Annotated in this window: 15 protein-coding genes; 6 read left to right on the plus strand and 9 right to left on the minus strand. The window is 71.5% G+C overall.

The window, feature by feature from the left end; translation table 11 throughout:
• Positions 1–334: 334 nt before the first annotated feature.
• Together Pla133_RS03810 and Pla133_RS03815 are read left to right on the plus strand one after the other, a co-directional pair.
• Positions 335–985: an RNA polymerase sigma factor gene (locus Pla133_RS03810; protein WP_419192098.1), complete on the plus strand. Its 651-nt coding sequence runs from the start codon at positions 335–337 to the stop codon at positions 983–985.
• Positions 982–3,609 carry a bifunctional serine/threonine-protein kinase/formylglycine-generating enzyme family protein gene (locus Pla133_RS03815; RefSeq protein ID WP_145062601.1) on the plus strand — a complete coding sequence of 876 codons (2,628 nt, stop codon included), beginning with the start codon at positions 982–984 and terminating at the stop codon, positions 3,607–3,609. The genes Pla133_RS03810 and Pla133_RS03815 overlap by 4 nt, the downstream gene beginning before the upstream one ends.
• Before the next feature lie 115 nt (positions 3,610–3,724).
• Here Pla133_RS03815 and Pla133_RS03820 read toward each other — a convergent pair whose 3' ends face one another.
• A complete protein-coding gene (locus Pla133_RS03820) occupies positions 3,725–5,344 on the minus strand; it encodes a Kelch repeat-containing protein (protein ID WP_419192099.1) in 1,620 nt (539 codons plus the stop codon).
• A gap of 277 nt (positions 5,345–5,621) precedes the next feature.
• Between Pla133_RS03820 and Pla133_RS03825 the strand changes: the two genes are divergently transcribed.
• On the plus strand, positions 5,622–7,595 hold the full coding sequence (locus tag Pla133_RS03825) for a hypothetical protein (protein WP_145062606.1): 1,974 nt from the start codon (positions 5,622–5,624) through the stop codon (positions 7,593–7,595).
• 79 nt (positions 7,596–7,674) lie between these two features.
• Here Pla133_RS03825 and lepB read toward each other — a convergent pair whose 3' ends face one another.
• The 4 genes from lepB to rph form a co-directional block, all read right to left on the minus strand.
• A complete protein-coding gene (gene lepB / locus Pla133_RS03830) occupies positions 7,675–9,216 on the minus strand; it encodes a signal peptidase I (protein WP_145062608.1) in 1,542 nt (513 codons plus the stop codon).
• A gap of 155 nt (positions 9,217–9,371) precedes the next feature.
• A complete protein-coding gene (lepA, locus tag Pla133_RS03840; protein ID WP_145062610.1) occupies positions 9,372–11,168 on the minus strand; it encodes a translation elongation factor 4 in 1,797 nt (598 codons plus the stop codon).
• 22 nt (positions 11,169–11,190) lie between these two features.
• Positions 11,191–11,886, minus strand: coding sequence for a non-canonical purine NTP pyrophosphatase (locus Pla133_RS03845; protein ID WP_145062612.1), 696 nt, complete (start codon positions 11,884–11,886; stop codon positions 11,191–11,193).
• 232 nt (positions 11,887–12,118) lie between these two features.
• Positions 12,119–12,835: a ribonuclease PH gene (gene rph / locus Pla133_RS03850; RefSeq protein ID WP_145062614.1), complete on the minus strand. Its 717-nt coding sequence runs from the start codon at positions 12,833–12,835 to the stop codon at positions 12,119–12,121.
• 204 nt (positions 12,836–13,039) lie between these two features.
• On the opposite strand from rph, the gene Pla133_RS03855 reads away from it, so the two are divergent.
• Entirely contained in the window at positions 13,040–13,966 is a 927-nt protein-coding gene (locus Pla133_RS03855) for a DUF547 domain-containing protein (RefSeq protein WP_145062616.1), read from the plus strand.
• Between the two features lie 28 nt (positions 13,967–13,994).
• Here Pla133_RS03855 and Pla133_RS03860 read toward each other — a convergent pair whose 3' ends face one another.
• Together Pla133_RS03860 and Pla133_RS03865 are read right to left on the minus strand one after the other, a co-directional pair.
• On the minus strand, positions 13,995–15,323 hold the full coding sequence (locus tag Pla133_RS03860) for a radical SAM protein (protein ID WP_145062618.1): 1,329 nt from the start codon (positions 15,321–15,323) through the stop codon (positions 13,995–13,997).
• A 44-nt stretch (positions 15,324–15,367) separates the two neighbouring features.
• Positions 15,368–16,117 carry a biotin--[acetyl-CoA-carboxylase] ligase gene (locus Pla133_RS03865; RefSeq protein WP_419192100.1) on the minus strand — a complete coding sequence of 250 codons (750 nt, stop codon included), beginning with the start codon at positions 16,115–16,117 and terminating at the stop codon, positions 15,368–15,370.
• Between the two features lie 89 nt (positions 16,118–16,206).
• On the opposite strand from Pla133_RS03865, the gene Pla133_RS03870 reads away from it, so the two are divergent.
• Complete coding sequence (locus tag Pla133_RS03870; protein ID WP_145062622.1) at positions 16,207–17,259, plus strand: SGNH/GDSL hydrolase family protein; 1,053 nt, start codon at positions 16,207–16,209, stop codon at positions 17,257–17,259.
• A gap of 27 nt (positions 17,260–17,286) precedes the next feature.
• Here Pla133_RS03870 and Pla133_RS03875 read toward each other — a convergent pair whose 3' ends face one another.
• On the minus strand, positions 17,287–18,651 hold the full coding sequence (locus tag Pla133_RS03875; protein WP_145062624.1) for a TRAFs-binding domain-containing protein: 1,365 nt from the start codon (positions 18,649–18,651) through the stop codon (positions 17,287–17,289).
• Between the two features lie 234 nt (positions 18,652–18,885).
• Between Pla133_RS03875 and Pla133_RS03880 the strand changes: the two genes are divergently transcribed.
• A complete protein-coding gene (locus Pla133_RS03880) occupies positions 18,886–21,015 on the plus strand; it encodes an NHL repeat-containing protein (protein ID WP_145062627.1) in 2,130 nt (709 codons plus the stop codon).
• Between the two features lie 53 nt (positions 21,016–21,068).
• Here Pla133_RS03880 and Pla133_RS03885 read toward each other — a convergent pair whose 3' ends face one another.
• Positions 21,069–22,250: a FliA/WhiG family RNA polymerase sigma factor gene (locus Pla133_RS03885; RefSeq protein ID WP_145062629.1), complete on the minus strand. Its 1,182-nt coding sequence runs from the start codon at positions 22,248–22,250 to the stop codon at positions 21,069–21,071.
• Positions 22,251–22,334 lie beyond the last annotated feature (84 nt).

Raw genomic sequence — 22,334 nt, forward strand, 5'->3', positions numbered from 1 at the left:
CGGCGGCAACGCCTGCCGGTACGAATCGTCGTCCGTGGCGAGGGGAGACGGTCCTGCCAGTGCGCGTCTCCCGCTACGGCGCCTGCGAGCCCCTTGCCCGCACTGGCCGCGGGCCGAGGTGATCCAGGGGGGCCCATCGATCTCCAGCACCGCGACCAGCATGCCCACTGGGCAGCCTCTCCCGCGGCGTGGCAACGAGTGTGAGGCGTCCGGTCCCCGATGGGGCGTCAAGCCGCGTGAGCGGCGGAGGGCTCCGCCCTGCCCCGCCAGCGAGCGAGTTGACCGCACTGGCAGCCGATCCCCACCCCTGACGGGAGCTAGGATCTTGCGAACCGTGGCCGATTCGACCGACGCGCCCGAGCCCCGTCCCGAGGCTGCCCTCGACGAGAGCCTGAACCTCGTGCGCGGAGCGCAGGCGGGGGACAGCGCTGCGCTGGACGCCCTCTTCGCCCGCTTCTATCCGCGGGTGCTCGCGATCGTCCGTCGTCGCATGGGTCAGGGCCTGCGCCGCCACCACGAGTCCTTGGACGTCGCCCAGGAGGCCATGGCCGAGGCGATCCGCGGATTCGATCGCTTCGAGCTGCGCGACGAGACCGCCTTCACTGCCTGGCTGGCCGGCATCGTCGAGAACCGCCTGCGCGACCTGGCCAAGTACCACCGTCGGGCCAAGCGCGACGCGGGCCGCGAGGTGCGCGCGAGCTCGCTCGATCCCGACGCCATCGCGCCGCCCGAGCCCGGCGATCGCTCGACCGAGGCCACGCCGTCGGAGTTGGTGGCCGAGCACGAACAACACGGGCGCGCGCGTGCCGCCCTCGAGCGCCTGCCGCACAGGCAGCGGCGCGCGATCGAGCTGCGCCTCGAGGGTCGCTCCTGGGCGGAGGTCGCGCGCCTGTTGGACTTCCCCAGCGAGGGCGCCGCGCGCATGTTCCACAGCCGCGCCATGGTCACCCTGGCCCGCGAGAGCGGCGCCGGTGGAGCGTCGTGACAAGGGGCCAAGGCAGTCGGTCCGAGCGCGAGGCCGCCGACGAGATCTTCGCGCAACACCTCGACGCCACCGAACGCGGCGAGCCGGCGGACTTCGAGGCGTTGGTCGCTGCCCACCCGGAGTGCGCGGGCGAGCTGCGCGAGCTCGAACGCGCATGGTCGGCGATCGTCGCCGAACTGGGGCAGGCGGCACTCGAGGGGGCCGACGCGCCCATGGACACCGAGGCGACTCGCTACGACATCCTCGGCGAGCTGGGACAGGGCGGCATGGGCGTGGTCTACGAGGTCTTCGACCGCGACCTCGAACGCAACTTGGCCATGAAGGTCCTGCGCGGCGCGGCCCCGCGCAGCTCGTCGCGCTCGCGGCGCTTCGCCGACGAAGCACGTATCACCGGCCGGCTGCAACACCCCGGCATCGTGCCGGTGCACGAGCTCGGCACCGACGCCGCCGGTCGCGCCTACTTCACCCTGGCCAAGGTCGCGGGCCTGACCTTCCACGAGGTCATCGACCGCGTGCATGGCTCGGACCCGGACTGGACCCTGGCGCGGGCCGTGTCGCACCTGCTGCGGGCCTGCGAGGCCTTGGCCTTCGCCCACAGCCGCGGAGTCGTGCACCGGGACCTGAAGCCGACGAACGTGATGGTCGGGCCCTTCGGGGAGACCTACGTGATGGATTGGGGCCTTGCTCGGGACCTGTCGGCGGTTGCCACCGTGGCCCACCAGCCCCCGCCCCTCCACCCCCGTGGACCGGCGCAATCGCCCGAGGTTTCACCCTCGATCGAATCTTCCGCTGGCGGAGAGCAGCCCTCTTCCTCCGCCGTGCGTGGCCCCTTGCCCGCGTCGCAAGGCGCTTCGCCCGCAGCGCAGCGCACGCTCGAGGGCGAGGTCCTGGGCACGCCGGCCTACATGCCGCCGGAGCAGGCGCGCGGAGAGATGGCGCTGGTGGGGCCGCGAAGTGATGTGTATGCGGCGGGGGCGGTGCTCTACCACCTGCTCGCGGGGCGGGCGCCCTACGCGGAGTTGGGAGCGTTGGAACCCTTGGCTCTGTTGGACCGCGTCGAGGCGGGGCCGCCGGCAACTTTGGTTTCGGCGGCGAAGCGGGCGCCGGTGGAGTTGCGGGCGATCGCGGAGCGGGCCATGGACCGCGATCCGGCGGCGCGCTACGCGGACATGGGCGAGCTGACCGAAGACTTGCGGGCCTGGTTGGAGGGGCGCGCGGTGCGGGCCCACGGGACCGGGTTATGGACGGTTCTTCGCAAGTGGGTCGCGCGCAACCGACGCTTCTCGGTTGCCGTCGGGGCGGTGCTGCTCGCGGTGGCGGTGGGCGTCGCTTGGAACGTGATCACCTTCGCCACGGGCGAGGCGCGGCGCGGGAGGCTGGCGGACCTGCAGCTCCTGCGCGGCGTGCGGGTGGAACTCGAGCAGTTGGGCGGGGCCCTGCCCGAGGACGGCCCGGGGCTCGCACGTTGGTTGCGCGACGCCGAGGCGCTGGGGGCGCGACTGGACGGTCACCGTGCGGCACTGGCGGCGGTCGATGGGCGCGCGGCCGCGGCCCAGGAGGCGCGCGACGACCAGGGCCGGCCGACCTTCGCCAACGCCGATCGCGCCTTCGAGCACCAGCGCCTGCGCGACTTGGTGGCGGAGCTGGGCGCCTTCGTCGAGCCGGCGGGCGAGCTCGCGCGGGCGCGCGAGCGCCTGCAGTGGATCGAGGCCCTCGAGCGCACAACGATCGATAGCGAGGCGGCGGCCTGGGAGCGCGCGGCGGCGGACCTGCGAGCGGACCCGCGCTTCGCCGGCGTGGAACTCGAGCCCCAGATCGGCCTCATTCCCCTGGGCGTCGATCCCGACGGCGGGTTGCCGGCCTTCCTCGTGGCGCGCAGCGGCGCGGCGCCCACGCGCGCTGTGGACGGCCGCTTCGAGGTGCGCGCCGAGACGGGCTGCGTGCTCCTGTTGCTGCCCGGCGGGCCTGCGACCTTTGGAGTCGACCCCGCCGTCGATGCCCTGGCCTACGGCGCCGAGTCGCCCCGTCGCACGGACGACCTCGACCCCTACTTCATCGGCAAGTGGGAGCTGTCGCAGCGCCAATGGGAGCTGCTCGCCATGGGACCCCTGGGCGCGGCCGCCGCGCGGGGCCCCGTGCTGCCCGTCACCGGCGTGCGCTGGAGCGAGGCGGCCAAGCATCTGGCCGAACACGGCCTGGCCCTGCCGACCGAGGTGCAGTGGGAGCACGCAGCCCGCGGCGGCAGCCTGACCCGCTTCTGGTGGGGCGACGAGCTCGAGCCGATCTTCGAGTTCGAGCGCGTGGTCGGTCCCGAGCCCTCGCCCATCGACGACGGGGCGCCGAACCCCTACGGACTGGTCCACGCCCTGGGCAACGCGGCCGAGTGGTGCGACGGCGACACCTTCGACTACCGCGAGCCCGCCCTCGACGGCGCCGGACACCGCGCCACCCCAGCCGGATCGGTCACCCGAGCGGTGCGCGGCGGCGTGGGCTTCAACTCTTGGGACGACCTGCGACCGGAGATCAGCGAACGCCTGGTGCGCGTGACCATGCGCTCGCGCGCGGGGATTGACGACGCCAAGCCCGAGCGCGGCCTGCGCGTCGCCCGCGCCCTCGCGCGTTGATCGCTGACCTCGACATCGACCGCGACGCTGCGCCCCGGTCCGCGCCCCTCGCCCCGATCGGGCCTCGCGGCGCCGCTCCCCGTCCCTTGCACCGACCGGGGTCCGAGCGCGCCGATCAGGGCAGCGTCAACAGCTCGGCGCTGGCCCCGTTGCCGGGGGCGTCGAGCGGCGCGCCGACGACCAACAGCCGGCGGCCCTCATCGGTGGCTGCGAAGCGACTGCCGGGCCGGGTGAAGATCTGCACCGCCGGCTCGTCCCAGGCGCTGAAGGTGTCGAAGATTCGCAGGTAGGTCGAGTTCGGCGTCACCACGCTCGAACCGCCCACGAAGGCGATGCTCCCCGCGCCGCCGCCGGCGAAGTAGGAGATGTCACCGGCGCCCCAGTCCCAGATGGGGCCGGATTGGTCGGGCACGCCGACCGGGACGCGCAGGCGCTTGTCGGGCGGCTTCGGCACGCAGACGATGTCGGTGCACGCGACGAGGTTGTTGAGGTCGGGCGCGATCGCCCAGCTCGACTCCTGGGGCCCGATCAGGAAGGTCGACTTCGAGCCCGTGTAGGCGACCGGACTGAACTTGAACCGGCCTCCGCCCGTGACCAGGGTCTTGCCGCTCGCCGTGGTGATCTGCAAGTGCAGGGCCAGGGGCTTGGGCAGGTCGACCCCGTTCTCGAGCGTGTCGCCGTTCGGATCGAAGATGAAGGTGCGGGCGGTGGTGGCGGCGCCGGAGGGGCCGGTCTTGGCGACGCCGCCGGTCAGCAGCACCTTTCCATTCGCCTGCAGCGTGGCGGCCATCCCCATGCGCCCGGTGGGGAAGCTAGCCGGCGTGGACCAACTGTTGCCGACGGGGTCGTAGACCTCGATCGAGCTGGCCATGGGCCCCGAGAACACGGCTGGATAGCCGATCGGATCGCCACCCGTAAAGGTCATCGAGCCTCCGGCGACCAACACCCGCCCGTCGCCCAGGCGCACCAGCGCGTGGAACACCCGCGGCACCGACATGCTGGCCGCCGGAGCGGTGGTTCCGGTCGCTGGGTCGTACAGCTGGCAGCTGGAGAGCGCCGTGCCGCCGGCACCGACACCGCCGACGATCAACACCTTGCCGCTCGCGAGTTGCACCGCAGCGTGGCGCGTGCGCGGGACGATACTCGAGCCGGCCGGCTCGAAGCCCTGCATCTGCGGGTCGTAGACCTCGACCTGCAACACCGCGCCGCCCGCCGGGCTATCGCCACCGAAGACCAGTACTCGCCCGTCGGCCAGGGGCGTCAAGGAGTGCTCGCGACGCGGCTTGATCACCTCTCCCGGCGCCAACCACGTCTCACCCGGGGAGGTGAGCCGATTGCGAACGGGGTTCGAGACCTGGTCGACCACCGTCGTCGCGCCGGGGACGGTGAAGAACTGGGCGTGGAGCGTGGAGCCGACCAGGGCCGGAACCGCGGGCAGGCCCAGGGCGAGGCTCGTGCCCTGGCCGATCAGCGGGCCCTCCTGGAGCAAGAGCGGGTACAGGTCCAGGCCGATCTGCAGCTCGCGCGGATCGGTCGGATCCAACAGGGACAGGGGCGTCGGCCCCGCGTTCAGCGAAGGCAGGAAGAACCACAGGGGACCGGCGGGCCCTGCCGGCCACTCGAGCTGCTGCTCCCAGTAGCCGTCGAGCACGCCCTGGCTCCAAGTCAACTGGGCTTGTGCGGTCGCGGTGGTCGCGGCCCCCGCGAGGGCCAGTGCCGTCAGCAGCAATTTCACGATTCGGTCTCCGGTAGGGGGGCGTCGGGCGCGGTCAGGGTCAGGACCTTCCATTCTGGCGCGCGGCCCCGATGGCGCCAGGAGGCGGCGCGGACAAGGTTCCGCGCTGTCCGGGTGAGAGCCCTCGCGGGGCGAGTCGCACGGATAGAGGGCGGGATTCGTCCGGGGGCAGAGGTGGAACCCGAGTTTCGAACAAGGCGCGTGCGATCCGCCGTCGGGGGGCTCTCCCCGGCGCACCTGGACGGGCTGATCCGTCCTCGAGCAACGGAACACCACCATGCAACGACTGCGACAACTCGCCCCCGGCCTCGCCGCGGGACTCGCCCTGCTCGCCTGGGCCGCTCCGGCCCCCGCCCAGTGGAGCCCCGCCGCCTACAACCCGGCCGCGCCGATCCTCACGGGCGGCTTCCAGGTCGTCCACGACGACGGCGGCGACCTCCTGGCCTTCAGCGCCTTCGCCCAGGGCTGGAACAAGATCGGCCCGAGCGGGTCGACGATCCTGGGCGTGGGTGATTGGACGACGCTCTTCCGCACGCCGTCGGGCCAGGTGTTGGGCTACAGCGCCCGCCTGGACCGCACGATGCCTGCCCCCGCCGCGGGTCCCCTGGTGCTGGTCGCCGTCGAGGACGACGTGGCCCTGGTGATCGAGCAGACCGCCGCGGGCCTGGTCGCCCACGGCTACAGCGCCCAGACGGGGACCTGGGCCAGCACGCCCCTGGCCGTCGCAGCGGTCGGCGCGGGCAACGTGGCCACGAGCCGCTTCGTGCTCGGAATCCGCGACGCGGGGAATCTCCTGGGCTTCGCGGCCCGTCGCGGCGCCTGGGTCGCTCAACCGGTTGCGAACTCGGCGCCGCCCTCGGCGGACGGCAACGTGCTCGCCGCCGACGTCTCAGCCGCCGGTGCCCCGCGCGTCGCCGCCTTCAGCGGGGCCCTCGGCGCCTGGACCCTGTCGCCGCCGCGCCACGCCGCGAGCGTGACGACCCTGGACCACAACGTGCTGCACTTCACCACGCCGGGGCCGGGCGTCGCCAACGTGCGCGACGTGGGCTACAGCGCCTACACCGGCGCCTTCGTCACCAATCCGGTCGTGCGCCTCGCCATGGCGCCGGTGACCCTCTCGACCGGTGACAACCTGCTCTATGTCGAGGAAGGCGCGGCCGTGAACGGCCAGCAGGCCTTCGGTGCCAGGCCCGGCCTGTGGGCCACGGCTGCTCCCGCCTTCGGTCTGCTCGGGATGGGCGAGGACAGCCTCGTGCTCCACGACGGGGGCGGGCAACTGCGCGGCTTCAGCGGCCTGTCCCAGGGGGTCTTCGTGCCCCAGGTGCTGGCCGTCGCGGGCCCGGTCTACATGGGTCCGGCGGACCACCTGAGCGCCGTGCTCGACGGCAGCGACCTGCGGATGTTCTCGCCGGCCCAGAGCGCTTGGGCTCCGCCCGCGCCGGTAGCGACCACGGCCTCGATCGTGATCGACGACGCGGTCGCCGCGATCGTCGACAGCTCGGCCCTGGGCGTGCAACTCGGCTACGCCACCCGGCACAACACATGGGTCTCCGCGGCGACCGGCCCGATCGTCTCGACGAACAGCGCCGGCTCAGTGATCGCGTTGCAAGACGCGGGCGGCGGCGTGTGGTTGTTCGAAGAGGGCTGCAACCGCTTCGACGGACCCCATCTGGCTGGCGCGGGGGCGAGCGTGAGCTCCAGTCGCAACCTGACTGTTCTGAACGGTGGCAGCCTTTCCTGCTTCAGCGTCCAGCGCGAGAGCGTCGACCCGGTGCCCGCCGCCGTGCCCCTGCCCCCGGCCGTGGGGCCCTTGCAGGACGAGAACGTGGCCTGCTTCGTCGACGCCGGCGCCGCCGAGCTGTGGGCCTTCGGGTCGACGGCACCGATCCACGCCCGCAACCAGTGGCCGCGTGGGACCGAGTTCCAGACCTTCGGCCCCGCGCCGGTCTTCGCGGCCGACTTCTTCGTCTCGATGCGCACGCCCGCGGCGGTGCAGAACTGGCTCCTGTGGAGCCTGCTGCACGCCTGCCCCGGCTTCGCCGCCCTGCCCGCGCCGTCGCCCCTGGCCTGCGTCGGCGCGCCGACCTTCGTCGGTCCCCTGGGGGCCACGCCGGCCAGCGGCAGCGTCGAGCTGGGCTTCAACCTGGTCGGCGGTCCCGCCAACCTCCAGGTCTGGCTGCAGGGCCTGCAACTCGACCCGGCGGGGACGCCGCTGCTGACCGCGGGTTGCGCTCCAGCCTGGATCTTCTGATCCGGGCCCGCACGCCTCGTCGCGCCGAGGAGCCGCAGGGGCGGTGCAGCGGCGCGGCGAGGCGTGCGACGGCCGCGAGCTACCGCACCCAGCGCAGGCGGTAGATGCCCTTGTGCGGCGCCAGGGGCCAGAAGACCGCCAGGGCGCGCCCGACGATCAGCTCGCGGTCGATGAAGGGCGAGCGCTCGCCGCCCAGGTTGGTGACCGGCACCAGCCAATCGGGCAGCTCCGCTTGCAGCCCGGGCTTGGTCTGCAGCAGGTGGTTGTTGCCCCACTCGTCGGTGAAGCGCACGACCTCGCCCAGGGCCGGATCGCGCAGGGGCCGGCTGGGGTTCTCGCCCTCGCGTTGGTTGCCTTCGAACACCAACGTCTCGCCGTCGTCGCCGCCCCGCGCCTGGTAGCGGGCGCGCATCCACTCGCGCGAGTCGCTCGAGTCGAGGGTGTTGTCGCCCATGGCGAAGTAGCAACCCTCCGGGATCTCGAACTCGCGCTGGTGGTCGGCGAAGTAGTAGATGTCGCGGAAGAGGCGCAGGTCGCCGAACTCGGCTCCGGTTCCGCGGGCGTGGAGCATGACCCGCGAGGTCTGGTCGTCGCGCACCGCGAGGACGTCCAGGGAGGCCACGACCTCGCCGTCGAGCCGCATGGTCAGCCGGTCGTCGAGGTTCTCGACCTCGAAGCGCAGGCGCCGGCCGGCCTCGAGCCGCGGCCCCGCAATCCCGATCTGGTCGACGCTCGCGGCGGCGGTGACGGGGTCGACCTCGATCGAGGCGAGCTGGTCCGCGGCCGCGGCGGGGCCGGGCAGGGTGAAGGTGTAGCGCCGCTGGCCCTCGCTCAGCACCACCGTGACCGACTCGGTGCCCTCGGTCGCGCGCACCGTGCCCGCCAGGCGCAGGTCACCGACCGGATGCAGGCGCTCCTTGTTCGGATGGCGAGCGGGGAGCTTGGAGCGGATCGCGTCGGGGTAGCCGTCGTAGTAGCGGTCCACGATCGACGACCCGTCGCCGTACTGGATCGCGCCGTCGCCCGTGGCGGTCACGTCGCGTCCGTCGATCAACCAGCCGTCGCCGCTGACCTGCCGCCACAGGGGCATGTCGGAGTCGTCCATGTCGACCGCGCGCCACTGGGACGCCTGCACGCCGGGGGGGCGTCGCTCGACGCTCCACTGGCCGGACTCGCGGTCGAAGGTCCACAGGTCGCCGCCTTCGATCCGCAGGCGGTCGCCGGGCAGGCCCACCAGGCGCTTGACGAAGTTCTGGGTGCGCTTGAGCGGGTAGCGGAAGACCGCCACCTCCCAGCGCTTCGGGTCGCGCAGCTTGTAGGAGAACTTGTCGACGAGGATGCGGTCCTTGACCTCGAGCGGCTCTTCGCCGGCGCGCCGCACGACGATGTCGCCCGGCGAGGGCATCCCCATCAGGGTCGGCTGCATCGAACCCGAGGGGATCTTGTAGGCCTCGACCAGGAAGGCCTTCAGGAACAGGGCCAGGAGGATCGCCATGACCCCGGCCTCGAGGTTGTCGCGCCAGGGCGTCTTGACCCCGGGCTCGGCCTTGGCGGCGGAGCGGCGGCGCTTGTCCTTCGGGCCGGTCGCAGCCCCGGGCGGCGCCGCGGGGGCCTTGGGCACCGCGCCCCCGGGGGGAGGCGGAACCGGCACCGGCGAACGGGGCGGCGGGGGCGGCGGCGGGCTGGTGCTCTCGGGGCTCGTCACGGGATGCAGGGCGCGGTGGATCGGCGGACCGGGGCACTACGGGGCCCGAACAGCCAGCGTGGGGGCGGACCCTACTCCTTGTCGCCCAGGACCGCCAGGAAGGCCTTTTGGGGGATGTCGACGTTGCCCACCGAGCGCATCCGGCGCTTGCCGGCCTTCTGCTTCTCGAGCAGCTTGCGCTTCCTGGTGATGTCGCCGCCGTAGCACTTGGCCGTGACGTCCTTACGCATGGCGCGGATCGTCTCGCGGGCGATGATGCGCCCGCCGACCGCGGCCTGCAGGGGCACCTCGAACATGTGCCGCGGGATCTCCTTGCGCAGCTTCTTGATCGTCTGGCGCCCGCGGTAGTCGGCCTGGTCCTTGTGGCAGATCGACGACAGGGCGTCGACGTCGGCGCTGTTCACCAGCACCCGCAGCTTGACGAGGTCGCCCGCCTGGAAGTCGAGCAGCTCGTAGTTCATGGTCCCGTAGCCACGCGTCGACGACTTCAGCTTGTCGTAGAAGTCGTAGATGATTTCGGCCATCGGGATGTCGTAGGTGAGCTGCACCCGCGTGGCGCTGACGTACTCCTGGCGCACGTACACGCCGCGGTGCTCGATCGCGATCTGCATCACCGTGCCGATGTACTCGGCCGGGACCATGATCGAGACCCGCGCGATGGGTTCGAGGATCGACTCGAACTTGTCGGGGTCGGGGAGCTGGCCGGGGCTGTGGATCTCGCGCTCGGAGCCGTCGTGGTTGACGATCCGGTAGGTCACCGTGGGCGCGGTCTGGATCAGGTCCAGGTCGTGCTCGCGCTCCAGGCGCTGCTGCACGATCTCCATGTGGAGCAGACCCAAGAAGCCGCAACGGAAACCGAAGCCCAGGGCGTCCGAGGTCACCGGCGCGAAGTCCAAGGCGGAGTCCGACAGCTTGAGCGTCGAGAGCGCCTCGCGCAGCTCCTCGAAGTCGCCGTTGTTGGTCGGGTAGAAGTCGGCGTAGACCATGTGCACCGCCGGCCGGTAGCCGGGCAGTGGCTTCACCACGGGGCCCTTGTCGAGGGTCAACGTGTCCCCGACGGCGACGTCGCCCAGGGTCTTGATGTTCGAGATGAAGTAGCCCACCTCGCCCGCGCCGAGGGCGCCGGAGCGGTCCATCTTGGGATTGAAGCGGCCGACCTCGAGGGCTTCGAAGACCTTGCCGGCGCTCATCATCCGGATGCGTTCCTTCTCGCGGATCGTGCCGTCGAAGACTCGCAGGTAGACGATGATGCCGCGGAACTCGTCGTAGACCGCGTCGAAGATCAGCGCGCGCAGGGGCGCCGCCGGATCGCCGGTGGGCGCGGGCACCTGTTCGACCAGGGCGTCGAGCACTTCGGAGACCCCGGCGCCGGTCTTGGCCGAGACGGCCAGGGCGTTGGTGCCGTCGAGACCGAGGCTGTTCTCGATCTCCTCGGCGATCTCGTCCGGCCGCGCGTGGGGCAGGTCGATCTTGTTCAGGACCGGGATGATCTCCAGGTTGGCTTCGATCGCCAGGTAGGCGTTGGCCACGGTCTGGGCTTCGACCCCCTGGGAGGCGTCCACGAGCAGGAGCGCGCCTTCGCAGGCTTGCAGGCTCTTCTCGACCTCGTAGTTGAAGTCCACGTGCCCCGGCGTGTCGATCAGGTTGAGCTGGTACTTCTCGCCATCCTTCACGTGGTAGATGGTCACGGCGCGGGCCTTGATCGTGATCCCGCGCTCGCGCTCGAGGTCCATGTCGTCGAGCAGGCGGTCGCGCATGCGCCGCTTGTCGATGGTGCCGGTGATCTCGAGCATGCGATCGGCCAGGGTCGATTTGCCGTGGTCGATGTGCGCGATGATCGAGAAGTTGCGGATGTGTTTGGGGTCCACGGTGCTGCAGTCGCCGGAGCGATCAGTGAGCCTGCACGATCAGGCGGGGGAGGAGGTCGGGCAGGGCGGCGCGGAGTTGGGCCAGGGCGCGTCCGCGGTGGCCGACGGCGGCCTTCTCGGTCGGGCTGAGTTGGGCGAAGGTGCGGGCCGGGGCGCGGTTCGATTCGGAACCGGGATCGAGCAGCGGCTCGAACACCGGTGCGAACAACGGGTCGTAGCCGAAGCCGCCACTGCCGACGGCAGCCGCGAGGATGCGCCCGGGGGCCTCGCCGCGGAAGGTGGCGATGACCTCACCGGCCGCGTCCGCCAGGCAGAGCACGCAGACGAAGCAGGCGCCGCGCTGCTCGGGGGTCAGTCCCTCGAGCTCGCGCAGGAGCTTGGCGTTGTTCTCGGCGTCGCTGGCGTTGCCGTTCGTCTCGGCGCTCGTCTCGTCGGCCGCGAAGCGCGCCGAGTGGACCCCCGGAGCGCCGCCGAGGGCGTCCACGCACAGGCCAGAATCATCGGCCAGGCAGGGCAGGCCCGAGGCCAGGGCGCCGCTGCGCGCCTTCTTGGCGGCGTTGGCCTCGAAGGTAGCGCCGTCCTCGATCACCTCGGGCAGGCCGCCCACGTCCGACGGCGCGACGACGTCCAGCCCCGAGGGAGCCAGGAGCGCGCGCAGCTCGCCCAGCTTCTTGGCATTGCCGCTGGCGAGGAGGATTCGAAGGGGGGCGGAGGGCATGGTTCGGGAGGTCGGTCCCTCGAGAAAAAGGCCCGGCAGTATACGAGGGCGCCGCCCACCAGCGGATGGTCGCACCGCGGGGGTCGTAGGCGTTCGTACGGTGCCAGGCACAAAACCGCCGCCTACCCAGGGCGGGGCAGCCGCCAACGGCGGCTGCCCTGCCCTGGGTGGGCGGCGGTTTTGTGCCTGGCACCGTACGAACGCCTACGACCGGGGCCCGGCGGTGGAGTGCTCAGCCCTCGAGGGCCTCGCGCTGGGCGGCGAAGATCTGCTGGGCGCCCACGTCCCCCGCGTCCAGCATCTGCTTGAGCTGGCTGTGGGTGAAGGTCCGGCCCTCCGCCGCGCCCTGGACCTCGACGAACTCCTGCTCGCTGGTGATCACCAGGTTCATGTCCACGTCGGCCTGGCTGTCCTCGGAGTAGTCGAGGTCGCACAGCACCTCGCCGCCGACCACGCCCACCGAGACCGCGGCGAGCTGGCAGCGCAGGGGCCACTCACGCAAGAGGCGCTTGGCTTGCATCGCGGTCAGGCAGTCGTGCAGGGCCAGCCAGGCGCCGGTGATCGACGCGGTGCGCGTGCCGCCGTCGGCCTGGATCACGTCGCAGTCGATCCAGATCGTGCGCTCGGTCATCTTCTTCAGGTCGATCACCGCGCGCAGCGAGCGCCCGATCAACCGTTGGATCTCGACCGAGCGCCCGTCGACGCGCCCGGCCCGATCGCGTTGCTTGCGGGTGTTGGTCGAGGCCGGCAGCATCGCGTACTCGGCCGTCATCCAGCCCTGCCCCTTGCCCTGCAGGAAGTTCGGCACGCCGTCCGTCCAGATCGCCGTGCACAGCACCTTGGTGTGACCGAAGGAGACCAGCACGGAGCCGGGGGCATTGCGCACGAAGTGACGCTGGAACTCGATCGGGCGCATGTCGCCCGGGGAGCGGTCGAAGGAACGGGGCATGGGTCTGTGTGGGACGCGGCGAGTTGGGGGCAAGGAGTATACGGCCGGGCCGGTCCGCGGCGCCGGATCGGATGGGTGCGTCCCAGCGGGGCGGCAGGGCCGTAGTCTGCGCGGTACGGCCCGCCCGGGGAGCGGACGGCCCGAGTCCGCAACGGGGCACACCCGGCGACCGAGCCACTCCGCGACGGATCCCAACCGCTGACCATGACCCACGCCAAGTCGACGAACCGCATCCTCCTGGGAGCCCTGGTCCTCTCGGGACTCGGCGCCGTGCTGGCCTTGGGTGGCTGCAAGACCCTGGTCGCGCCGCTGCCGGCGCTCGCTCCGACTCAGCCAGCAGCGGTGCCCGATCCCAGTCTGCTCGCCCGGGTCCTCGACGCCCGAGTCGACGAGGGCGGCAACGTGGACTACGCAGGGCTCAAGACCGATGCGGTGGCCCTCGAGACCTTCTACGCCCAGATCGCCGCGGTCAGCCCCGACAGCGACCCGCAACTCTTCCCCTCTCGCGACGAGCAGTTGGCCTACTGGATCAACGCCTACAACGCCGCGATCCTGGTCTCGGTCACGCGGCTCTACCCGCTCGACTCCGTCGCCGACCTGGGGCCGCCCTGGTACCTGTTCTTCCTGCGCGACACGGCGGGCTTCTTCTACTTCCGCAAGCAAGTCTTCGGCGGCGAGGCATTCGACCTCTACAGCTTCGAGAACAAGGTGATCCGCGAGCGCTTCGGCGAGGCCCGCGCCCACTTCGCGCTCAACTGCGCCTCGGCCGGTTGCCCGCGCCTGCCGCGCGAGCCCTTCCGAGCGGAGACGCTCGACGCGCAGCTCGACCGCGAGGCGCGCCGCTTCTTTGCCGAGCCTCGCAACCTGACCGTGGACCACGAGGCCGGCGTGGTGTGGCTGTCGCAGATCCTCGAGTGGTACGCGGAGGACTTCACGGCGGAGTTGGGCGAGGTTCCGGACGGCGTCGCGCCCCTGGTCGAGTACGCCGCGAGATACGCCCCCGAGCAACTCGCGGAAGAACTGCGCGGCCGTGCCGCCGACTACGAGCTGCGCTTCGTGCCCTACGACTGGCGCCTCAACGACCGCGACCTCGAGCGGTACCCGGTCCCCGGCGCGCCGATCTCGGGTTGAGTCGTGCGCGAGGCTCGTGGTCGAGGCCTCACGATGCGCTGCGCGCCGGCCGAGCCCCCGCCCGGCGGTTGAGCTCCTCGCGCAGCCCGCTGGCGTTCAGCTCGCACATGGAGACCAGCTCGCCGTCGACGGCCACGCGGAACACGCAGGCCTCGAGGCGTTCGCGACCTAGGGGCGTGGCCAGCTCGTCCGCGTCCATGAAGCGGTGGATCACGAAGAGTTGGGGCTGCACGCGCACCCGGCGGCCGCGCACGAGGGAGCTGAGGATGCGGCCGAGGGCGCGGCGCTCCTGGACCGCGCGGCGGGCCATCATCCCGAGGGTCGCGAGGCCGAGTGACGGGCGCGCGAGCAGCCGCAGGGCCAGCCAACCCGCGCGGAAGCGGTCGGGCCGCGGCGAATCGGCGTGGTCCGCCAGGGCCTGCAACATCGCGGCGAAGCCCCGCGCATCGCGCACGGAGCCCGCGCGCACGACCTCGAAGCCGAAGGCCTCGTCGCCTGCGGTGACCGAGACCACGGGCACGGTCACGTTGCACTCGGGATGCCCGAAGTGCAGGGCGTGGCGCTCGAGCAGCCGCCCGTAGGGCGCGCAGACGCGCTCCCACAGCTCGTCCATCGACGGCGCACCGTGGTCCAGGGCGCGCGCGTCCTCGGTGCGCCCGACCTCGGCCGCCGGTTGGAAGCTGACGATGCGGAAGGCGTCGGCGTTGCGCCGCGCGAACTCGACCACATCCGGCACCTGGTCCAGGTTGCGCGGCGTGACCGTCACCGTCATCGCCCCGTGCAGCGCGGCGCCGGTGCGACGCCGGACGCTGCGGATCAGCTCGGCGCACTCGAGGCGCAGGGGATCGAGGTCGCGCTCGCCCGCGGCCCGCGCGACCTCGGGTCGGCCGCGCTGGGTCAGGTCCACGTGGAAGCTCACCTTACGCAGGCCGTGGTCGCGCACGAGCGCTTCGAAGTAGTCGGGCTCGCGCAGCAGGCGCCGCCCGTTGGTCATCAACATCGGGTCCAGCTCGAGCTCGATCGCCCGCTCGACGATGCGCCCCAGCTCCGCCAGGGGCAGCAGGGTCACCTCGCCCGCCGTGAGTTGGACCTTGCCCCCCGGACCCAGGTGCGCGCGCAGGGCGGCGAGCTGCGCGTCGACCTCCGCGAAGGGCAGGGGCGGCGTGCGGTTGGCGATGTCGGTCAGGTAGCAGCTGGTACAGGCCAGGTCGCAGCGCTCCTGCACGCCGTGGGTCGCGCCGCAGCCGACACCCCCGCGCCCGGCCAGTTGCTGGGGCGTGCGCGCGGCTTCGGGGAGTTGGCGCCACTTCTCCGCCAGCAGGCGGCGCAGCTCGGTGGTGTGTCGACCGATCCCCACGGCAGCAAGCTACGCAGGGTCTCGCCGCGTCGGGACGGTCGACCTCAAGATCCCGCGCGCTCGACGGCGCTGACCCAGGCCAGGTCGAAGGAGCGCGCGCCCGCGCCGGTGTCGATCGTGACCCCGTCCACGAGGTCGATCCCGGCCAGGCGTCCGAGGTGGCGCTCGTCCCCGCAGTGCACGGCGACCTCGGCCCCGAGCAGCTCCAGCGCCGCTTCGAACTCCACGCACAGGCGCGGGTCGTCGCGCAGGCCCTGGGCCAGGCGTCTGCCCAGGGACCCCAAGAGGGCGGCTTCGACCGCGGCCAGGGGCGGCGCGGCGCCCTCCAGGGCCAGGCTGGTCGCCGGGCGCTCCGCGAGCAGTTCCGCCGGGAACTCGCGCTGGGCCACGTTGAGCCCGACGCCCACCACGAAGTGCGGCGCCGCGCGGTCGTAGCCGCGGGACTCGACCAGGATCCCGGCCAGCTTCGCGCCGTGGACGAGCACGTCGTTGGGCCACTTGAGCCGCGCCCCGCGCAGGCCGAAGCCGCGCGCGACCTCGAGCACCGCCAGCCCCGCGGCCATGGTCAGGGCGGCGGGCTGCGTCGGGCCGGGCGGGGGTGGGAGGAGCACGACGCTCAGGTACAGCCCCTCGCCCGGCGCGCTGTGCCAGCGCCGGCCCAGGCGCCCGCGACCTGCGCTCTGGCTCGCGGCCAGGTGCGTGTCGCCGTTGCGCGCCGTGCCCAGGCGCAGGGCCTCGAAGGCGCGCTCGCTGGTCGAGTCGACCTCGTCGTGGTGGATCGCTCGCAGGTCCAAGGCAGGGAGGATAGCCCCGCGGGCAGGCGACAGCGCCGGGTGGGGTGCTTAGAGTCTGCCTCCCGTCGCCGATCGCGCCGCCCGCTCCCATGACCGACGTCCAACTCGCCCTGACCCGCACGCGCCGGCGTCGCCGCGTCGCGGCAGTCTGTGTGGGGCTCGTGCTCGGCGTCTTCACCGGCGAGATCTGGGCGCGCATGACCCACGGCGCGCCCCTGCCCGAGCGCCTGCCGATCCTGCGCGTGCAGGCCAACGAGCTGCGCGGCTGGGAGATGGTGCCGGGCGAGACGCACTACACGTACTTGAACCCGGTGCGCGTCAACGCCCTCGGCCTGCGCGGGGCCGAGGTGGGGGAGCGCGCTCCGGGCGAGTACCGCGTGCTGGCCCTGGGCGACAGCCTGGTCTACGGCCAGGGCGTCGCCGACGACCAGACCCTGCCCGCGCACCTGCGGCAGATCCTGACCGAGCGCCTCGGCCGGCCGGTTAGCGTCGTCAACGGCGGCCTGCGCGCCTACGCGACGCACCAGGAGCTGGGCCTGTTGCGCGACCTGGGCGACGAGGTCGCGCCGGACCTCGTGCTGCTGTTCTGGTACTGGAACGACGTCGACGAGCGCGACGTCCCCGCCACCGCCGCGCGACTCGCAGCCAGCGGCCCGATCGCATTCGACATCGGCGATCCGCCGTCGGGCCTGCCCCTGTTGAAGTGGCGCATCAAACAGCTCCTGCGCGGCAGCGCGCTGATCATGGTCGTCAACGACGAGCTGCGCCGCTTCGAGGACCCCTACCCATGGATGGAGACGGCCCTCGCGGAAGTCGAGCGCCTCGACGGCTACCTGGCCCAGTTCCAGGCGGAGTGCGAACGCCTCGGCGCCCGCTTCGCGATGGTCACGATTCCCCCCGCGGCCGCCGTCCTGAACGCCCACCCCGCCGACCCGGTCACCGCCCGCGCGATCGCGATCGCGAGTGCGCGCGGGATTCCGACCATCGCCCTGGGCGACGACCTGCGCGAGCTGGTGAAGACGACCGGCGAGCTGCCCCTGGTGCCCTTCGACGGCCACTACGACGACGCGGGGAATCGCGCGCTGGCGCTGGAGACGGCGCGCTTCCTGGCGACCCAGGAGTGGTTCGGGCAGCCGGATTGAACTCGGCGTAGCGGGGAGGCTTCGCCCTCAGCCGAGGAGCGCTGCCACGATCTCGTCCAACCAACGGTGCTCGACCTTGCGGTCGCGCCAGGCCTCGGCGATGAGTTGCAGGTTCTTGGCGGTGCTCTTCGGTTGCCAGGGCTCGTGCGTCGTCGCCAAGGCAGATTGGAGCGCCTCGTCCGCCCCGTGCCGATCCTTTGCGAGCACGCGCAGCTCGAGGCGAGTGGCCTGGTCCCAGTAGTCGGGATCGACGTTGGCGAGACGCCGTTCGAGGGCCAGCTCAACGGCCCCCTGGAGCTTCGACTTGTGGGCGAGGGACGCTTCAGTGCCCTCGACTTCCAAGAGGGTCAGCGCGTTGATGCCGGGATAGGCGTCGCGGATATCGGCCAAGTAGCCCTGGACGTAGGTGTCGATCGCCCGCCGCAGGAGACCGGCGGCCTTGGCCGCCTCGCCCCGCGACCGCTCGTCCAGCCAGCGGTCTTTCAGGACTCGCCCCAAGAGGCCGTTGGTCTCCGAACTCGGCCCGTGCTGTCTCAGGACCGTCAGCAGTTGCCGTTCGGCCTCGTCCCGTCGTCCGAGCCGGTTGAGGGCGAAAGCGAGCTGCTCGCGCAGCATCGCGGTGCTGCGCAGGGCGATGGGGAGGTCGGCGAACAGCTCGACCATGCGTTCGTGAGCCTCGATCGCGCGGTAGGAGAGCAGCAGGTCGACCGCCACCCCTGCGCCGACGGAGTCCATGGCCAAGCGATCGCGGATGGCGTCGAGGGCCGCCACGTCCCCTGCGTCGCGAGCCACGGCAAGCTCTTCCTTGGTCTCGACTTCGTAGCGCGCGTGCTTGCGAAAGGTGTCGGTCTTCGAGCGGTCGAGCTCCTGGGGCCGAAAGCCCTCGACCAGGCTGAAGACCGGACTGTCGCACGCGGCGTCTTCCTGTTGCAGGCGGCGCAACTCCTTCAGCCTCGCGACCAGCGCGGCGCGCATGGGCCCCGCCTCCGCCTCCGTGAAGCGCCCTCCGGGACCCAGGTCGTAGGGCAAGCCGCGCAGCAGGTTGACGTCGAAGGGCGGCGGCGTGGCGAAGATCGGCTGGGTCGTGGCCGGGCGCACCGCGTGGCGAATGCCCAACTCGTAGAAGACGTTGGCGTTGGCCGTGGTCAGGTCCGCCACGGCGTACTCACACAGGATCAGCCGCTCGAACATCGCCTGGTGGATGATCCCCCCGGTGCGCTCCTCGTCGGCACGGATCGGCTCCATCTGGGCCTCGACGATCGCCGGCCGCACGGCCAGGTCGTAGACCTTGTCGAAGTCGATCGTGACACCCGAAACGGGATCGCGCTTCTCGCCGAACGGCATCAGCACGAAACACAGGGGCGCTTGGAGCGCGGGGGCCGGGTCGGTCATGGCGCGGGTCCTCATTTCGCTCGATTCGGCGTTGAATCATGCCATGGCGGGTCACTTCGTGAGGCTCCCCGGTCGAGCTCAGCTCGGTTGGAGCCCGACGCGGCCGGCTCCGAACTCCTCGAGCCCGTCCCTCGAATTGCGGGATTCCCTGACACGTCCGCTGCTCCCCACAGATTGCACAGGGGAACCCTTCGCCCGATGCGAAGGCCAACCGCAGCAACCGTGGAGGATTCCATGTCCCCGATTCGTCCCTGTCTCTTGGCGCTCGCCGCGCCGCTCGCCGCTGCGCCGTCCGCGCTGGCGGATTTCGTGACCCTCGCCTGGATCGACTCCGACAACTTCAACGTCCAGGTGACGGAGATTCCCGACCTGGACCAGGTCCGGATGTCCGGGGGGGGATCCTTCGGGCTGCCCGGCAATGGCACGACCTACTGCGTGCCGACCAGCGCCATGAACATCATGGCCTACGCGGCGACCCACGGGTTCCCGAGCCTCAAGCCGGGCAACGCCGACTGGCAACTGCAGTCCCAGTACCTGCCCGCGGGCCTGGCCCTCTTGCAGATGGGTCAGTTCATGAACACCAACACGACTGGGGGCACGGGGCCGAGCGACGCCTTCGAAGGGGTCAAGAGCTGGCTCTACGGGCACCCGGAGTTCGTGGCCTCGAGCTACGTGGCGGGCAACAACTATGCGCCCGCGCTCGAGGACATGGCCGGGGTCATGCTCGGTGGTGGGCTGGTGATGGCCTGCTACGGCCGCTACACGGTGGAGGGCTACTTCGGCAGCATCCCGATCATCCAGCGCGACGGCGGGCACTGCACGACCCTCAGCCGGGCGGTGTCGGCGGGCAACGCGAAGCTGGCCTGGGTGCGCGATCCGGCGAGCGGCGGTTCGGACGCCTTCAGCCAGTCGACCTTCGCCAACCGCACCCTGGCGCTGGAGGAGAAGGCCGTCATGACCGGCAACTCCATCACCCAGCTCAAGGTGATGACCGCCGTGGACTACGACGCGGAGAAGACCAAGAACGCCTACTTCGACAGCTACATCTCCCTGCGGCCGAAGGCGGGGCTGAGCTTCGTGAATACACCCAATGGTCCGCTGCTGAAGCTGGCCCTGGCGGGCCTGTTGCAAGGCTACGGCGGACCAGACACCAAGACCTTCGGTTGGGACCTGGCGTCGACGGTCCTCGACGCGGTGATGGGGCCGGACGGCAACCACGTCTACGTGCTCTCGGAGACCCCGGGCGCGGGGCCGGCGTCGGTGAGTAGCCTGGAGCTGGCCAGCTCCAAGGTGACGCCGCTGCTCGAGGTCCCCGGCGCCCAGCGGCTGTTCTTCGGGCGCGACCGCTCGCTCTACGCGGCCCAGGACGGGCTCCTGCAGCGGATCCAGATGGACGACGAGCCGCCCACGGTGACGAGCAAGCCGATCCCCTACCCGGTCGACGGGCTGGTCTTCGATGACAAGGTCGACGAGGTCGTGATGCTCGCGGTGGGGCCGCGGCGCATCGTGCGCTACCCCTTCCACCTGGACGGGCTCCCGGCGGTGACCTCCCTGCCGGCTTCGATCCCGTCGACGATCGAGCCGGAGCTGGCCCTGTCGCCGAGCGACGGGCGCCTGTGGATGATCGAGTCGGCCAGCTCGAAGCTGTTCGCCTTCGACGCGGCCACCGGGGCGGTGGAGACGGTGGAGGTCGCGGGCGTCAGCGGTGCGACCGCGGTCGACGTGGACGACCAGGGCAACCTGTTCGTCACCCACAAGAACGGGCTGGCGGTGCTGCGCCCGGCCGAGAGCGGCTACGAGGCCTGGCCCTTGTCGCCCTGGTCCACAGAGCCAGGCGCGCCGCGCTTCCGCATCGACCGCAGCCGCACCAACATCGACCCGCTGGTCCACTCGGGCCCGGCCTGGCGCAACCTGACGCCGGACTCCCTCGTGGGGCTGGTCGACGGTGAGACGATCGAGGACTGCGCCGGCGCCGCCGAGGTCGAGGCCTACGGCTCCGGCAAGGCGGGCGCCTCGGGACCCGCGCCGATCCTGGCGGCGAAGGAGGTGCCGGTCCAGGGCACCGAGCTGGGCGTGACCCTCTCCGGCGCCACCCCGGGCTCACTGGCGTTCCTGCTGGTGGGGGCCACGCCCCTGGCCCTGCCCTTCGACGAGGGCACGATGCTGGTGCTGCCCGACCTGATCCTGCCCTTCCCCGAGCTCGTCCCGGCCACCGGCACCCAGTCCCTGTCCGCCCCGCTGAGCGGCACCCCGGAGACCTGCGGCGCGAGCTTCTACTTCCAGGCCATGTACCGCGACCCGGGCGCTCCGGGGTACCTGGAGTCGGCGCAGACCAACGGCCTGCGCCTGACGATCGGGTCGTGAGCTGAAGCGCTCGGTCGGCCTCGCTCGCCCCCCGGCGGGCGAGGCCCGCCGTCCTAGCTATTCAGCGTGTCCGTGCGCTGCGCCAGCAGCGACTTCAGCCGGCCCATCACGTTCGAGTGGATCTGGCAGACGCGGCTCTCGGTGAGCATCAGCATCTCGCCGATCTCGCGCATCGTGTGGCCGAACTGGTAGTACTGCTCGATGATGAAGCGCTCCTTGTGGGTCAGGGAGCGGGTGATGTACTTCATCAGGTCGCGGCGGTTGAGCTCGGTGACCGGGTCGATGGCGTCGTGATCTTCGATGATCTCGACCTTCTCGACGGAGCCGTCGTCGTCGTCGTCCCACTTCTCCGAGAGGGAGAACATGGTCCGCGCCTGGGCGGACTCGATCTCGATCGAGAGCTGGGTGTGGTCCATCTCGAGCTCCTTGGCGAGCTCGGAGTGGGTGGGCTCGCGGCCGAACTCGCCGGTCAGCTTCTGGTAGGCCTTCTCGATCTTGGAGGCGCGCAGGCGGACCAGGCGCGGGACCCAGTCCTGGCTGCGGAGTTGGTCGAGGATCGAGCCGCGCACGCGGGTCGAGCAGTAGGTCTTGAACTTGATGCCGCGGGTCGGGTCGAAGCCGCGGATGGCGTCCATCAGGCCGAACTGGCCGGCGCTGACCAGGTCGTCGAGCTCGATCGACTTGGGCAGGGTCTGCAGCAGGCGCTCGGCGATGTAGCGCACCAGGGGGTAGTGCCGCTCGATCAGCTCGTTCCGCAGCGCCTCGAGGCGCGGCGTCATGGGCAGGTCCTTGAGGGCCGGCGGGCGCGAGGCGGGGCGCGGGTTTTCCTCGTCCTGGCTGTCGTCGTCGCCGTCGCGGTCCTCGTCGTCCAGATCCGACTGTGCCTCCGACTGTGCCTGCGACTGGGCCTCGTCCTCGACCTCGGGGGTCGGGTGGGCTTCGCGCAGGCGCTCGACCTCGATGCCGTACAGCGTCCAGAGCTGTTCGGTCTCGAGTTCGGCCAGGGGGGCGTCGGGGTTGGGCACGTCCATCAGGGTGGCGAGCGGCTTGGACGGGACGGGGTGGGCGGCCAGTGCGGCCGGGGCCGGCGCTTCGACAGCGCTGGTCCCGGCGGAGCCCTGGTCGGGCTGCTTGGAAGGGCTGGCGGCGGCCCGGCGCGGGGGCTCGACAGTCTTGGAGATCCGCTTCGAGGCGGCTGCCTTGCCCTTCGTACCCGTTCGCTGTTGCTTTGCCATCACCCGCTTTGACCTTCGCCTTGGCTCTGTCCCAATCGTGCCCGGGGGCCCGGAGGTCGAGGCTCATCGGCCAGGTGCGGGAAG

The sequence above is a fragment of the Engelhardtia mirabilis genome, assembly GCF_007748095.1.
GTDB lineage: Bacteria > Planctomycetota > UBA1135 > UBA1135.

Coding starts and splice junctions, on each gene's coding strand:
- Pla133_RS03825 (WP_145062606.1), top strand. CDS start 5,622: ATGCAACGACTGCGACAACTCGCCCCCGGCCTCGCCGCGGGACTCGCC.
- Pla133_RS03845 (WP_145062612.1), bottom strand. CDS start 11,886: ATGCCCTCCGCCCCCCTTCGAATCCTCCTCGCCAGCGGCAATGCCAAG.
- rph (WP_145062614.1), bottom strand. CDS start 12,835: ATGCCCCGTTCCTTCGACCGCTCCCCGGGCGACATGCGCCCGATCGAG.
- Pla133_RS03855 (WP_145062616.1), top strand. CDS start 13,040: ATGACCCACGCCAAGTCGACGAACCGCATCCTCCTGGGAGCCCTGGTC.
- Pla133_RS03870 (WP_145062622.1), top strand. CDS start 16,207: ATGACCGACGTCCAACTCGCCCTGACCCGCACGCGCCGGCGTCGCCGC.
- Pla133_RS03875 (WP_145062624.1), bottom strand. CDS start 18,651: ATGACCGACCCGGCCCCCGCGCTCCAAGCGCCCCTGTGTTTCGTGCTG.
- Pla133_RS03880 (WP_145062627.1), top strand. CDS start 18,886: ATGTCCCCGATTCGTCCCTGTCTCTTGGCGCTCGCCGCGCCGCTCGCC.
- Pla133_RS03885 (WP_145062629.1), bottom strand. CDS start 22,250: ATGGCAAAGCAACAGCGAACGGGTACGAAGGGCAAGGCAGCCGCCTCG.